The organism is Streptomyces sp. NPDC054813 (assembly GCF_053611365.1).
The window spans coordinates 169,344-183,520 of record NZ_JBSHAF010000012.1 but is presented as its reverse complement, the minus strand read 5'-3'; the positions used below and the strand labels follow the sequence as shown (position 1 = coordinate 183,520).

The 14,177-nt window shown below is 68.4% G+C and carries 11 protein-coding genes and 1 tRNA gene; 3 read left to right on the top strand and 9 right to left on the bottom strand.

Translation table 11 applies throughout. The annotated features are described in order from the left end of the window. Positions 1-107 precede the first annotated feature (107 nt). The 9 genes from ACWGJB_RS25235 to dnaA form a co-directional block, all read right to left on the bottom strand. Positions 108-184, bottom strand: a tRNA-Ile gene (locus ACWGJB_RS25235). A gap of 111 nt (positions 185-295) precedes the next feature. Then, positions 296-1,078 (bottom strand): DUF3566 domain-containing protein, encoded by a 783-nt coding sequence (locus ACWGJB_RS25230; RefSeq protein WP_453382362.1) that lies wholly within the window; start codon positions 1,076-1,078, stop codon positions 296-298. 18 nt (positions 1,079-1,096) lie between these two features. Next, positions 1,097-3,700: a DNA gyrase subunit A gene (gene gyrA / locus ACWGJB_RS25225; protein WP_453382361.1), complete on the bottom strand. Its 2,604-nt coding sequence runs from the start codon at positions 3,698-3,700 to the stop codon at positions 1,097-1,099. A 42-nt stretch (positions 3,701-3,742) separates the two neighbouring features. After that, on the bottom strand, positions 3,743-5,806 hold the full coding sequence (gyrB, locus tag ACWGJB_RS25220; RefSeq protein ID WP_453382360.1) for a DNA topoisomerase (ATP-hydrolyzing) subunit B: 2,064 nt from the start codon (positions 5,804-5,806) through the stop codon (positions 3,743-3,745). A gap of 374 nt (positions 5,807-6,180) precedes the next feature. Then, entirely contained in the window at positions 6,181-6,708 is a 528-nt protein-coding gene (locus tag ACWGJB_RS25215) for a DUF721 domain-containing protein (RefSeq protein ID WP_360480768.1), read from the bottom strand. Next, complete coding sequence (gene recF, locus ACWGJB_RS25210) at positions 6,705-7,826, bottom strand: DNA replication/repair protein RecF (RefSeq protein ID WP_453382359.1); 1,122 nt, start codon at positions 7,824-7,826, stop codon at positions 6,705-6,707. Before recF ends, ACWGJB_RS25215 begins: the two co-directional genes overlap by 4 nt. 40 nt (positions 7,827-7,866) lie before the next feature. Next, the gene (gene gnd / locus ACWGJB_RS25205) at positions 7,867-8,742 is read right to left on the bottom strand and encodes a phosphogluconate dehydrogenase (NAD(+)-dependent, decarboxylating) (RefSeq protein ID WP_453382358.1); all 876 of its coding nucleotides are present in this window, start codon (positions 8,740-8,742) and stop codon (positions 7,867-7,869) included. 176 nt (positions 8,743-8,918) lie between these two features. Then, complete coding sequence (gene dnaN, locus ACWGJB_RS25200) at positions 8,919-10,049, bottom strand: DNA polymerase III subunit beta (RefSeq protein WP_351695869.1); 1,131 nt, start codon at positions 10,047-10,049, stop codon at positions 8,919-8,921. 933 nt (positions 10,050-10,982) lie between these two features. Continuing rightward, a complete protein-coding gene (gene dnaA / locus ACWGJB_RS25195; protein WP_453382357.1) occupies positions 10,983-12,908 on the bottom strand; it encodes a chromosomal replication initiator protein DnaA in 1,926 nt (641 codons plus the stop codon). Between the two features lie 373 nt (positions 12,909-13,281). On the opposite strand from dnaA, the gene rpmH reads away from it, so the two are divergent. From rpmH to yidD, 3 genes are read left to right on the top strand one after another with little or no spacing between them, the layout of a single operon-like run. After that, on the top strand, positions 13,282-13,419 hold the full coding sequence (gene rpmH, locus ACWGJB_RS25190; RefSeq protein ID WP_005482975.1) for a 50S ribosomal protein L34: 138 nt from the start codon (positions 13,282-13,284) through the stop codon (positions 13,417-13,419). A 21-nt stretch (positions 13,420-13,440) separates the two neighbouring features. Then, positions 13,441-13,812, top strand: a complete 372-nt coding sequence (gene rnpA / locus ACWGJB_RS25185; RefSeq protein ID WP_362727684.1) for a ribonuclease P protein component — start codon at positions 13,441-13,443, stop codon at positions 13,810-13,812. Further along, positions 13,809-14,174, top strand: coding sequence for a membrane protein insertion efficiency factor YidD (yidD, locus tag ACWGJB_RS25180; RefSeq protein WP_351316546.1), 366 nt, complete (start codon positions 13,809-13,811; stop codon positions 14,172-14,174). The genes rnpA and yidD overlap by 4 nt, the downstream gene beginning before the upstream one ends. Positions 14,175-14,177: the final 3 nt, after the last annotated feature.

Below are 14,177 nucleotides of genomic sequence, written 5' to 3'. Positions count from 1 at the left end.
CGGGCCTTTCCATACCCGGAGCCGCCCGCGAAACACCCCGGCCGCCGGCCATCAGCCCCCGCCAACGCCAAAGACCCCCGATCCAACCGGACCGGGGGTCTTCGTGCTGGTGGGGCTAACAGGATTTGAACCTGTGGCCTCATCCTTATCAGGGATGCGCTCTAACCAACTGAGCTATAGCCCCGCCGCGCTCTGCGGTGTGTGTCCCGCGCGCTGACTCCTGAAGATTAGCGCACGACCGGGGCAGTCCCAAAATCGGTTGTCGGGGGACCTTCAGGCGAGGTTTGAACTCCGGTTACTCGTCCTCGGCCAAGGTCAGCTCGATGCCGCCGACGAAGCCCGCGGAGAGGTTGTAGATGAACGCGCCGAGGGTCGCCAGCGCCGTCGCGAGGACGACGTCGATGACCGCGATGATCGCCGTGAACGTCAGGACGTGCGGAAGGGACAGGAACGACTGGAGGTCGAAGCCGTTCGACTCGTTCGAACCGGTGGCCTCCGAGATCGTTCCGCCGACCGTCGAGAACACGCCCATCGCGTCCAGAACCATCCACAGCACCGCCGACGCCACGATCGAGCAGATGCCCAGTGCGATGGAGAGCAGGAAGCTGACCTTCATCACCGACCACGGATCGGCCTTGGCGACCCGCAGCCGGGCCTTACGGGTACGCGGGGCGGTGCGCGTACCGGCGCCGGTACGCGGCCGTCGTACCGCCCCTGCGGGCGCCTGAGGGGCCGGCGCCGCCGGGTAGGCCTGCGGCGGGTGGTAGGGCCCGGCGGGCTGCTCCGAACGCCGCTCCCCGGGCAGCGGGGAGGGGCTCGGCTGCTGCGCGGACGCCGGCTGGGCGCCCGCCGCGGCCTGGCCTCGGGTGTCGGTCACGGTTCCCCCCTGGGTTCCCTGCGCGTCCGGCGCTGACGCCTTCGTGGGCGCCTTGACCGCCTTCAGCTGAGTGGTGTGCGTGTCCATCGGCTGCGCACCGCCCTCGGTGGCCCCGCCGGACGCGGCGGAGCCACGGCCGCCGCCGTCCGCATCCGTACCCGTGGAGGTACCGGCCGATCCGGCGCCCGTGGCTCCGCTCACGATGACTCTCTCCTCGTGCTACTCGGCCGAGGGCGCCTCACCCTCGTCCGTACCGCTGATCTCGACACCCTCGGCGGTCTCGGCGGTCTCGTCCACGGTGTCCTCACCGTCGACTTCCTCCGCCTCGCTGCCGGCCTCGGCGTTGCGTGCGATGCCGACCACGGCATCGCGCTTGCCCAGGTTGATCAGTTGGACGCCCATGGTGTCACGGCCCGTCTCCCTGACCCCGCTGACTCGCGTACGAATCACACCGCCGGACAGGGTGATGGCGAGGATCTCGTCGTTCTCCTCGACGATCAGCGCGCCGACGAGCGAACCGCGGTCCTCCACGATCTTGGCGGCCTTGATGCCGAGGCCGCCACGGCCCTGGACGCGGTACTCGTCGACACGGGTCCGCTTCGCGTACCCCCCGTCGGTGGCAGTGAACACGAACGTACCGGGTCGAACAACATTCATCGACAGAAGTTCATCGCTCTCACGGAAACTCATGCCCTTGACACCGGAGGTGGCCCGGCCCATGGGGCGCAGAGTGTCGTCGGAGGCGGTGAACCTGATCGACTGTGCCTTCCTGCTGATCAGAAGCAGATCGTCGTCCGCCGAGACCAGTTCGGCTCCGATCAGTTCGTCGTCGGAACCGTCCTCCCGCTCCCGCAGGTTGATCGCGATGACACCGCCGGAACGGGGCGAATCGTAATCCTTCAGAGGCGTCTTCTTGACCAGACCGGCCTTGGTGGCGAGCACCAGGTAGGGCGCCGCGTCGTAGTCGCGGATGGCGAGGATCTCGGCGATCGCCTCGTCCGGCTGGAAGGCCAGCAGGTTCGCCACGTGCTGACCGCGCGCGTCACGCCCCGCGTCCGGCAGCTCGTACGCCTTGGCCCGGTACACCCGGCCCTTGTTGGTGAAGAACAGCAGCCAGTGGTGCGTGGTCGAGACGAAGAAGTGGTCGACGATGTCGTCTTCCTTCAGCTTCGTACCGCGCACGCCCTTGCCGCCGCGCTTCTGCGCCCGGTAGTCGACGGTCTTGGTCCGCTTGACGTACCCGCCGCGCGAGACCGTGACGACGATGTCCTCCTCGGCGATCAGGTCCTCGATGGACATGTCACCGTCGTAGGGCACCAGCATGGTCTTGCGGTCGTCGCCGAACTTCTCCACGATCGCGGCCAGCTCGGCGCTGACGATGCCGCGCTGGCGGACCGGCGAGGCCAGGATCGCGTTGTACTCGGTGATCTTCGCCTGGAGCTCGTCGTGCTCCTGGATGATCTTCTGGCGCTCCAGGGCGGCCAGCCGGCGCAGCTGCATCTCCAGGATGGCGTTGGCCTGGATCTCGTCGATCTCCAGGAGCCCCATCAGGCCCGTACGCGCGATCTCGACCGTGTCACTGGCCCGGATCAGCGCGATGACCTCGTCGATGGCGTCCAGCGCCTTCAGCAGACCGCGCAGGATGTGCGCCCGCTCCTCGGCCTTGCGCAGCCTGAAGCGCGTACGGCGGACGATGACCTCGATCTGGTGCGTCACCCAGTGCCGGATGAACGCGTCCAGGGAGAGCGTGCGCGGCACGCCGTCGACCAGCGCCAGCATGTTCGCGCCGAAGTTGGTCTGCAGGTCGGTGTGCTTGTAGAGGTTGTTCAGGACGACCTTGGCGACCGCGTCCCGCTTCAGCACGATGACCAGACGCTGACCGGTGCGCGAGGAGGTCTCGTCCCGGACGTCCGCGATGCCGCCGACCTTGCCGTCCTTCACCAGGTCGGCGATCTTCTGCGCGAGGTTGTCGGGGTTGGTCTGGTACGGCAGCTCGGTGACCACCAGGCACTGGCGGTTCTGGATCTCCTCGACCTCGACGACCGCGCGCATGGTGATCGAGCCGCGGCCCGTGCGGTAGGCCTCCTCGATGCCCTTGCGGCCCACGACCAGCGCACCGGTCGGGAAGTCGGGGCCCTTGATCCGCTCGATCAGCGCGTCCAGGAGCTCCTCGTGCGAGGCCTCCGGGTTCTCCAGGTACCACTGGGCACCGGCCGCGACCTCGCGCAGGTTGTGCGGCGGGATGTTGGTCGCCATGCCGACCGCGATGCCGGCGGAGCCGTTGATCAGCAGGTTCGGGAAACGGGCGGGCAGGACGGTCGGCTCCTGGGAGCGGCCGTCGTAGTTGTCCGTGAAGTCGACGGTCTCCTCGTCGATGTCGCGGACCATCTCCATCGACAGCGGCGCGAGCTTGCACTCGGTGTACCGCATGGCGGCCGCCGGGTCGTTGCCCGGGGAGCCGAAGTTGCCGTTGGAGTCGACGAGCGGCATGCGCATCGACCAGGGCTGGGCGAGGCGGACCAGGGCGTCGTAGATCGAACTGTCACCGTGCGGGTGGTAGTTGCCCATGACGTCGCCGACCACGCGCGCGCACTTGTAGAAGCCGCGCTCGGGGCGGTAGCCGCCGTCGTACATGGCGTACAGCACCCGGCGGTGGACGGGCTTGAGACCGTCCCGGACGTCCGGCAGCGCACGGGACACGATGACGGACATCGCGTAGTCCAGGTACGAGCGCTGCATCTCCGTCTCGAGCCCCACGGGCTCGACACGCATCACGAGTTCGCCGCCCTCTTCAGGGGTGACGGGAGTGTTCTCGTCGGCCATTGCTGGTGAAGATCCTTCCCTGTGCGGTCAGCGGAGACCGACTCAGATGTCGAGGAAGCGGACGTCCTTGGCGTTGCGCTGGATGAACGCGCGGCGGGCCTCGACGTCCTCGCCCATCAGGACCGAGAACAGGTCGTCGGCCTGGGCGGCGTCGTCGAGCGTGACCTGGCCGAGGACGCGGTGCTCCTGGTCCATGGTCGTGATGCGCAGCTCCTCGGCGTTCATCTCGCCGAGACCCTTGAAGCGCTGGATCGAGTCCTCGCGGACGCGCTTGCCGCGCTGGCGGCCCATCTCCAGGAGCGCGTCGCGCTCACGGTCCGAGTACGCGTACTCGGTGTCGTCCCGGCCCCACTTGATCTTGTACAGCGGCGGACGGGAGAGGTACACGTGCCCGGCCTCGACCAGCGGCCGCATGAAGCGGAACAGGAAGGTCAGCAGCAGCGTGCTGATGTGCTGGCCGTCGACGTCGGCGTCCGCCATCAGAATGATCTTGTGATAGCGGAGCTTCTCGATGTCGAAGTCCTCGTGCACACCCGTGCCGAACGCGGAGATCAGCGCCTGGATCTCCTGGTTCTGCAGGATCTTGTCGATCCGCGCCTTCTCGACGTTGAGGATCTTGCCTCGGATCGGGAGGATCGCCTGGTACTGCGGGTTACGGCCGGACTTGGCCGAGCCGCCGGCGGAGTCACCCTCGACGATGAAGATCTCGCACTTGGTCGGGTCGTTCGACTGACAGTCGGACAGCTTGCCCGGCAGCGACGCCGACTCGAGGAGACCCTTGCGACGGGTGAGATCCCGGGCCTTGCGGGCCGCCACGCGCGCGGTGGCCGCCTGGATGCCCTTGCGGATGATGTCCGCCGCCTCGACCGGGTTGCGGTCCAGCCAGTCGTTCAGGTGCTCGTAGACCGCCTTCTGCACGAAGGTCTTGGCCTCCGTGTTGCCCAGCTTGGTCTTCGTCTGACCCTCGAACTGCGGCTCGCTCAGCTTCACCGAGATGATCGCGGTCAGACCCTCACGGATGTCGTCACCGGTGAGGTTGTCGTCCTTCTCGCGGAGCAGCTTCTTGTCGCGCGCGTACTTGTTGATCAGCGAGGTCAGCGCCGCACGGAAGCCCTCCTCGTGGGTGCCGCCCTCATGCGTGTGGATGATGTTGGCGAACGAGTACACGCCCTCGCTGTAGCCGCTGTTCCACTGCATGGCGACCTCGAGGGACAGGCTCTTGTCCCTGTCCTCGGCCTCCAGATCGATCACCGTCGGGTGCACCACGTCGCCCTTGCGGGAGTTGAGGTACTTCACGAAGTCGACGATGCCGCCCTCGTAGTGGTACGTGACGGTCTTGACCTCGGCCTTCTCGTCCGCACCCGCCTCGTCGGCGCCGGCGACGGCCTTCGCCGACTCACGCTCGTCGGTGAGCCGGATCGTCAGACCCTTGTTGAGGAAGGCCATCTCCTGGAAGCGCCGCGAGAGCGTCTCGAAGGAGTACTCGGTGGTCTCGAAGATGTCCGGGTCCGCCCAGAACGTGACCGAGGTGCCGGTCTCGCCCGTCTCCTCGTGCTGCGCCAGCGGAGCCGTCGGGACGCCCAGCTTGTACTCCTGCGTCCAGCGGTGACCGTCGGTCCTGATCTCGACGGACACCTTGGACGACAGCGCGTTCACGACGGACACGCCCACGCCGTGCAGACCGCCGGAGACGGCGTAACCGCCGCCGCCGAACTTGCCGCCCGCGTGCAGCACGGTCAGCACGACCTCGACGGCCGGCTTGCCCTCGGACGCCACGATGCCGACGGGGATACCGCGGCCGTTGTCGACGACACGCACGCCGCCGTCGGCCAGGATCGTCACGTCGATGGTGTCCGCGTGGCCGGCCAGAGCCTCGTCGACGGAGTTGTCCACGACCTCGTACACCAGGTGGTGCAGACCGCGCTCACCGGTCGAGCCGATGTACATACCGGGTCGCTTGCGGACCGCGTCCAGCCCTTCGAGCACGGTGATGGCACTCGCGTCGTACGAGGCGGTGACCTCACCGTTCGCGCCGGCGTCGGGGGACGGGATGTTCTCGTTGGGGTTGCCGGAATCGGCCACGAAGCGCCCTTTCTGGCACAGCACGAGCCAGGCTCGTCGGCGGGTTGCCGGAGCGGCTGCGGCATGTTGCGTTGGTAAGCCTTGATCAGCGTTGCTCAGCTTTTCCCGGGCGGTCCCCACGTTCGGGGCGGGATTGTCTTCCAGTCTACCGGTAGCGCCGACAGTGATGGGGGTTTGCCGGTACCTGAGTCCGCATGTGCCGCCCTGAACCGGCCGCCGCCGACTCCCGATATACGGATGGGGGCTCCAAGAGGCTCACGGAGGCACTCAGCGCTTCCGGCTGTCAACCCTTGACTACTCCGGGGTCAGATCGCGATTCGCAACCGCGTGCGGTTGTACGACGATCAGCCGAGGGGGCCGCACGACGGCTCCACACTCGGCTCAACGCGTGACGTAAGTCACCCGTATGTATCGCCGGGACCGGTGCTACCGGGGGCGCGCAGCGGGCCGTAGCGCCGGGGCGGACCGCCGGGATTGAGCACCTTGATCATCCGTACGCTGCCGTGCCCCAGGTCCTCGTTCAGCCGTGCGACCAGCGCGGGAGAGAGATGACGCAGCTGGGTCGCCCAGGCCGTGGAGTCGCACTGCACGACCAGCACCCGCTCGTCCTCGTCGTAACGCTCGGGCACACAGTGCTTGGCGAGATCCTCACCGACGATCTGCGGCCAGCGGCCCATCACCCCGCCGACCGCGGCCGGCGTCTCCCAGCCGCGCTCGGTGATCAGCCGGTTGATCGCGGAGCCCAGCGCCATGGGGTCGCGGCCGTCGGCGCGGGCGCCGGAGCGCAGCCCGCCGCGCCGCGCCTGCTTCCTCTGCTGCGCCGCGTCGCCGCGCGCGCGTGCCGCCTCTTTCGCCGCCCTGAGCGCCACCCGCGCCAGGTCGACACCGGAGGGTTCCTTCTCGGGAGCAGGCCCGTCGGTGCTCATGCGCGCTCCACCGCCCCGTCCGCCACCGCGTACCGCGCACCGGTGAGGAGATGCGGCACGTCGTCGTCCACAGCGGCGGTGACCAGCACCTGCTCCCCGGGCGCGACCAGCTCCGCCAGCCGCTCCCGGCGCCGCGCGTCCAGCTCGGCGAACACGTCGTCCAGCACCAGCACCGGCTCATTGCCCTCGGCACGCAACAGGTCGTACGACGCCAGACGCAGCGCCAGCGCGTACGACCAGGACTCGCCGTGCGAGGCGTACCCCTTGGCGGGCAGCTGCCCCAGCTTGAGTAGAAGATCGTCGCGGTGCGGGCCGACCAGCGTGACACCCCGCTCGATCTCCTGCTTGCGGGCGTCCGCCAGGGCCGCCATCACCTGGATGTACAGATCCTCACGGGTATGCGCCTCGCCCGGCGCCGACGGCTTGTACTCCAACGCGACCGGACCACCGCCCGGCGCCAGCTGCTCGTACGCCTTGTCGGCGAGCGGCTGGAGCGCGGCGACCAGGTCGAGCCGCTGGGCGAGCAGCTCGGCGCCCGCGCGCGCGAGGTGCTGGTCCCACACGTCCAGCGTGGACAGGTCCATCGAGCGGCCGCCGTGCCGCCGGGCGAGGGCCGCGGTCTTCAACAGGGTGTTCCGCTGCTTGAGGACGCGCTCGTAGTCGGAGCGCACACCGGCCATCCGCGGCGACCGCGCGGTGATCAGCTCGTCCAGGAAGCGGCGCCGCTCGCCCGGGTCCCCCTTCACCAGCGCGAGGTCCTCCGGCGCGAACAGCACGGTCCGTACGATCCCCAGCACATCCCGCGGCCTGACCTGCGAGGACCTGTTGATGCGGGCGCGGTTGGACTTGCCGGGGTTGAGCTCCAGCTCGACCAGCTGCTGCCGGTCGCCCTGCCGCACCTGCGCCCGGATGATCGCCCGCTCGGCGCCCATCCGGACCAGGGGCGCGTCGGAGGCGACCCGGTGGCTGCCGAGAGTGGCGAGATAGCCGACGGCCTCGACGAGGTTGGTCTTGCCCTGGCCGTTCGGCCCGACGAAGGCGGTGACGCCCGGGTCGAGCGGGACCTCGACCCGGGCATAGGAGCGGAAGTCGGCCAGCGACAGATGCGTGACGTGCATAGGTGTTGCGCCGACCTCCCCGTGACCTGCTACTTCGTCTCTACTTCGCCTCTACGGCGTGGCCGCCGAACTGGTTGCGCAGCGCGGCGATCATCTTCATCTGCGGCGAGTCCTCCTGACGGGAGGCGAACCGCGCGAACAGCGAGGCGGTGATCGCGGGCAGCGGCACCGCGTTGTCTATCGCGGCCTCCACAGTCCACCGGCCCTCGCCGGAGTCCTGTGCATAACCCTTCAGCTGGTCCAGGTGCTCGTCCCCGTCGAGGGCGTTCACCGCGAGGTCGAGCAGCCAGGAACGGATGACCGTCCCTTCCTGCCAGGAGCGGAAGACCTCGCGCACGTCCGTGACGGAGTCGACCTTCTCCAGGAGCTCCCAGCCTTCAGCGTAGGCCTGCATCATCGCGTACTCGATGCCGTTGTGGACCATCTTCGCGAAGTGGCCCGCGCCCACCTTGCCGGCGTGCACCGCACCGAAGTCGCCCTTCGGCTTGAGCGCGTCGAAGACCGGCCGCACCTTCTCCACGTGCTCGACGGCGCCGCCGTACATCAGCGCGTAGCCGTTCTCCAGGCCCCAGACACCGCCGGAGACCCCGCAGTCGACGAAGCCGACGCCCTTGGCGGCCAGCTCCTCGGCGTGCCTCTCGTCGTCCGTCCAGCGGGAGTTGCCGCCGTCGACGACCACGTCACCGGGCTCCAGCAGCTCGGCCAGCTCGTCGATCGTGGACTGGGTCGGCGCCCCGGCCGGGACCATCACCCACAGCACACGGGGCCCGCTGAGCTTGCCCACAAGCTCTTCCAGGCTGTGGACGTCCGCGAGGTCCGGGTTGCGGTCGTATCCGACGACGGTGTGGCCCGCGCGGCGGATCCGCTCGCGCATGTTGCCGCCCATCTTGCCGAGGCCGACGAGACCGAGCTCCATCAGTTGGTTCCTTAGGTTGCGGTGTGGCAGGAGAGGCACCTTCGTGCCGCGCCCGAGCCTAATCGCGACCCTTTGTGCACAGTTGTGGGCTCTGCCGCTCACCTGGGGAAACCCACCCGGGCACAGCGCCGGCCACCCACAGAAGAGTGGCCGCACTGTGCACAGCTGTGGACAACTCAGCCGCTCAGCCGCACCGGCATGATCAGGTACTTGTACGCCTCGTCCGCCTCCGCGTCGAGCGCCGGCTTCCCGCTCAGCAGCGCCGGCTTCGTGGACGTCGTGAACGACAGCTGGGCCACCGGCGAGTCGATCGCGCTCAGACCGTCGAGCAGGAAGGTCGGGTTGAAGGCGATCGAGACGTCGTCGCCCTCCAGCTGCGCGTCGACCCGCTCCACAGCCTGTGCGTCGTCGCTGGAACCGGCCTCCAGGATGAGCACGCCCTGCTCGAAGCTGAGCCGCACCGGGGTGTTCCGCTCGGCCACCAGGGCGACGCGCTTGACGGCCTCCACGAAGGGGGCGGTCTCGATCACGGCCACGGAGTTGAACTCGGTCGGGAACAGCGAGCGGTACTTCGGCAGGTCGCCTTCGAGCAGCCGCGTGGTCGTCCGCCGGCCGGCGCCCTCGAAACCGATGAGCCCCTCGCCCGCACCCGAGCCGGACAGCGCCAGGATCACGCTGTCGCCGCTCGTGAGGGCCTTGGCGGTGTCCAGGAGCGTCTTGGCGGGCACCAGGGCCACCGCGGACGCCTCGGGGTTCTCCGGCTTCCACAGGAACTCACGGACCGCGAAGCGGTAGCGGTCGGTGGAGGCCAGGGTGACCGTGTCGCCCTCGATCTCGATACGCACACCGGTCAGCACCGGAAGCGTGTCGTCACGTCCGGCGGCGATGGCCACCTGGGAGACGGCGGAGGCGAAGACCTCGCCGGGGACCGTGCCCGTCGCGTTCGGCATCTGCGGCAGGGACGGGTACTCCTCCACCGGCAGCGTGTGCAGCGTGAACCGGGATGATCCACAGACCACCGTCGCCCGTACACCGTCTGTGGAAATCTCCACCGGCCGGTTGGGAAGGGCGCGGCAGATGTCGGCGAGCAGCCGGCCGGAGACCAGGACCGTGCCCTCCTCCTCCACCTCGGTCTCGACGCTGACCCGCGCCGAGACCTCGTAGTCGAAGCTGGACAGGCTCAGCTGGCCGTCCTCGGCCTTCAGCAGCAGGCCGGCGAGGACCGGCGCCGGCGGACGGGCCGGGAGGCTGCGTGCCGCCCAGGCCACTGCCTCCGCGAGTACGTCGCGTTCCACCCGGATCTTCACCGTAAGCCCGCCTCCTGCTGTTGCCGGGGCTTCTCGCCCTGCTGCGTCTTCGTCGTCTGACTCGGTGTCGTCGGTCCCTGGGAGGGGAAGAACACCGGGGACCAGTCTGACGCACCGCACTGACAGCTGGCGCCCCTCGAGGTCAAGTCGTGACGAGGCGCGGTCAGAGGCCGAAGAGCGAGTTGTGCACAGGGCCCTCTTCGAAACGGATTCCCAGCTCTCTCTAGTTGGAAGTAGTAGTAGGGGCTGTGGATACCGTGGATAACCCCGTTTTCCCAGCTCAGCGGCCAGATTTTGTCCACTGCCCCTGTGGGTTAAGCCGGTGGACAACCTGGTGTCTCTGTGGAGAACAGAAAGTTCTGCACACACCGTGCACAGCCCGAGGGGACTTCTCCCCAGCGCCGTCCCCAGCTTTGCCCACCTTTCCCACAGGGCAACCTGGCAGCTTCGTGTGACGCCTTTCACTCGACACGGTGAGCAGGCGCGTCACGTTGCCGAACAGTGGACAGCGGTGTGGAGAAGTTAGGGATCGCTGGGGACAACCACCCCTCAGCCTGTGGGGTAGCGGTGGACAACTTCATGCACAGCCTGTGGATCATTTCCTCGTCCACAGTCTGTGGAGATCCGTCGTCCACGATTCCACAGCCACCTGAGCTGGCCTGATGCTCTTTCATCGGCCAGCCTGTGGACGACGTTCGGGACAACTTCACAGTCCCCAGGGTGTGGACGCAAGAAAGTCGCCAAATCTGTGGAGGACGCCCGTAACCCGGGCCGTATTCGAACAGCGGACTTCGCTGGAGCGCCCCGAAGGGGCGCGGGGAACTGCGCGACCAGCCCCTCACGGCCCCGCAGCGGACCACCCTCGGAGCCCACCCCAGGACGGCAAAAGGCGCCCCAGGGATCTCTCCCGAGGGCGCCTGGAGCGTCGTACGACTACCCGTTCTTGATCCGGTTCGTCAGCTCCGTCACCTGGTTGTAGATCGACCGCCGCTCCGCCATCAACGCCCGGATCTTCCGGTCGGCGTGCATCACGGTCGTGTGGTCCCGGTTGCCGAACTGCGCTCCGATCTTCGGCAGCGAGAGGTCCGTGAGCTCACGGCACAGGTACATGGCGATCTGCCGCGCCGTGACCAGCTGCCGCCCGCGCGAGCTCCCGCACAGGTCGTCGACCGTGAGGCCGAAGTAGTCCGCGGTCGCCGCCATGATCGCCGTCGCGCTGATCTCCGGCGTCGAGTCCTGGCCCCCGGGGATCAGGTCCTTGAGGACGATCTCCGTCAGCCCCAGGTCCACCGGTTGCCGGTTGAGGGACGCGAACGCCGTCACCCGGATCAGCGCGCCCTCCAGCTCACGGATGTTGCGCGAGATGCGGGAGGCGATGAACTCCAGTACCTCCGGCGGTGCGTTGAGCTGCTCCTGCACCGCCTTCTTGCGGAGGATCGCGATGCGCGTCTCCAGTTCCGGCGGCTGGACGTCGGTGATCAAGCCCCACTCGAAACGGTTCCGCAGCCGGTCCTCAAGGGTGACCAGTTGCTTGGGCGGCCGGTCGCTGGAGAGCACGATCTGCTTGTTCGCGTTGTGGAGCGTGTTGAAGGTGTGGAAGAACTCCTCCTGCGTCGACTCCTTGTCCGCGAGGAACTGGATGTCGTCGACGAGCAGGATGTCCATCTCGCGGTACCGCTTGCGGAAGCTGTCGCCCTTGCCGTCGCGGATCGAGTTGATGAACTCGTTGGTGAACTCCTCCGAGCTCACGTAGCGCACCCGGGTGCCGGGGTAGAGGCTCCGCGCGTAGTGCCCGATCGCATGCAGCAGGTGCGTCTTGCCGAGCCCCGACTCCCCGTAGATGAAGAGGGGGTTGTAGGCCTTCGCGGGCGCCTCGGCGACGGCGACCGCGGCCGCGTGTGCGAAGCGGTTGGACGCGCCGATGACGAACGTGTCGAAGAGGTACTTGGGGTTGAGGCGTGCGGTCGGCTCGCCGGGCCCCGACGCCGGTGCGGGCTTGGCGCCCAGCGGTCCGGGCGCGCTGGGCGCGGCCGGCAGGTCCGGACGTCCCGGGCCGCCCCGGCGGCCCTGCCCCGGCCCGCCCGGGGGTTCGGACCGCTCGCGGCGGCCGGCGTCCCGCTGGTCGTAGTCGGACCGGTCGTAGTCGGACCGGTCGTACTCGGGTCGTTGCGGTTCGTACTCCGTGCGCTGCTGCTCGTACGACGGCCGGTCCATCGGCTGCTGGGGCCGGTACTCCTGGGAGTAGGAGTCGCCGTACCCGTCCGAGCGGTAGGAGTCCTGCGACGGCGAGGCGTAGGGGTCGCGCTCGGGGAAGCCGAGCCGCGGCTGCTGCCAGCTGTAGTCGTCCTGCCCCGGGCGTGGCCAGGCGCCGGGTTCGGGGCGCTGGTACTCGGAGGGGTAGGCCGGACGGGCGGTGGGGAGCTGATCGGCGCGCGAGGGGGGCAGCTGGTCGCGGCCGCCCTGCTCGGGCGGGTGGTCGGCGCGATGCCGGCCGTATCCGCCTTCGTACTGCGGCGAGGGGAGCTCGGGCTCCTCGTAGCGCTGGGGCTGCGCGGGGGGCGCCGGCGGGGTCGGGGGTTCGCCCGCGGACTCGTCCACGGTGATCGCGATCCGGATCGGGCGCCCGCACTCACGGCTCAGCGTCTCGCTGACGATGGGCGCGAGACGGCCCTCCAGGACGTTCTTCGCGAATTCGTTCGGTACGGCGAGCAGGGCGGTGTCCGCGACCAGCGCGAGCGGCTGGCAGCGCCGGATCCAGTGTTCGTCCTTGCCCTCCACACCCTGACCGCGGCCCTCACCGAGGAGCTGCTCCAGTACTCGTGGCCACACTGCGGCAAGATCGGCAGGTACGTCAGCCACAGGGCACGCTCTCTCACAGGTCCCACGAACGTGTGGTTCGAGGACGGGTTGGGATGAATATCGGGTCGGGCGGGGATAAAGGAACGAATCGGAGTTCAGCCACGGTAGTCAGCGTGGCGGGTGCGGTTCAAGTTGTTGTCCCCAGCCTGTGGATAGTGTCTCTCGGTCACTGCTGGTTTGACCGAATGGCGTAGCCCCGCGTACCGTAACCAGGTCGAGTTGTCGATGGCTGCTGCCGCCTGCCTCCGATGGGCACAGATCGCTGAAGGTGATCGGGAAGCGGTGCACTCGGGCGTGATGCGAGCTACTCGTGGGCGCACGGTGACAGCCAGGACGGCACCCGCCACACCGATTTGATTTCTGGAGCCCCCGAGTGAGCAAGCGCACCTTCCAGCCGAACAACCGTCGTCGCGCCAAGACCCACGGCTTCCGCCTGCGGATGCGCACCCGTGCCGGCCGCGCGATTCTGGCGAACCGCCGCAGCAAGGGTCGCGCCAGCCTGTCCGCCTGATCCTGATCAGGTCATGACGTCGTGCTGCCTACCGAGCATCGGCTGAGGCGGCGCGAGGACTTCGCGACCGCGGTACGACGAGGTCGCCGGGCCGGCCGCCCGTCCCTCGTCGTCCACCTTCGTAGCGGTGCCACGGACCCGCACGCGCCTGGGGAGAGCGCTCCCTCGACGCGTGCGGGTTTCGTCGTGAGCAAAGCAGTGGGTGGCGCGGTCGTGCGCAACAAAGTCAAGCGCAGACTGCGTCACCTGATGCGTGACCGAGTCGCCCTGTTCCCCCCCGGTAGCCTGGTAGTCGTACGAGCGCTGCCCGGAGCGGGCGACGCCGACCATGGACAGCTGGCCCGAGACCTGGACGCCGCCATCGAGCGGCTACTGGGAGGGGGCGCGCGATGAAGTACCCACTGCTGGCTCTGATCAAGCTGTACCAGTGGACGATCAGTCCACTGCTGGGGCCGGTGTGCAAGTACTACCCGTCGTGCTCCCACTACGGCTACACAGCCATTGACCGGCACGGTGCGATCAAGGGGACGGCACTCACTGCCTGGCGCATCCTGCGGTGCAATCCGTGGTCGCTCGGCGGTGTGGATCATGTTCCTCCGCGGAAGCGACCGCGGTGGCACGAAATGCTGCGTGACGCCTGGCGTGCACGCAAGGGCGGGCCCTCCGCCGCCGAACCGGCCACCGAGGAGAAGCTTGCTCCCGAGCTTCCTTCAAGCCCGGCCGCAGAGACTTCGTCCCATGCCCAAGGAGCATGATTA

What these genes read in the sequence shown, in the direction of transcription:
- gyrA (WP_453382361.1), bottom strand. Translation starts at nt 3,700, where the DNA reads ATGGCCGACGAGAACACTCCCGTCACCCCTGAAGAGGGCGGCGAACTC.
- recF (WP_453382359.1), bottom strand. Translation starts at nt 7,826, where the DNA reads ATGCACGTCACGCATCTGTCGCTGGCCGACTTCCGCTCCTATGCCCGG.
- gnd (WP_453382358.1), bottom strand. Translation starts at nt 8,742, where the DNA reads ATGGAGCTCGGTCTCGTCGGCCTCGGCAAGATGGGCGGCAACATGCGC.
- yidD (WP_351316546.1), top strand. Translation starts at nt 13,809, where the DNA reads ATGAAGTACCCACTGCTGGCTCTGATCAAGCTGTACCAGTGGACGATC.
- ACWGJB_RS25215 (WP_360480768.1), bottom strand. Translation starts at nt 6,708, where the DNA reads ATGAGCACCGACGGGCCTGCTCCCGAGAAGGAACCCTCCGGTGTCGAC.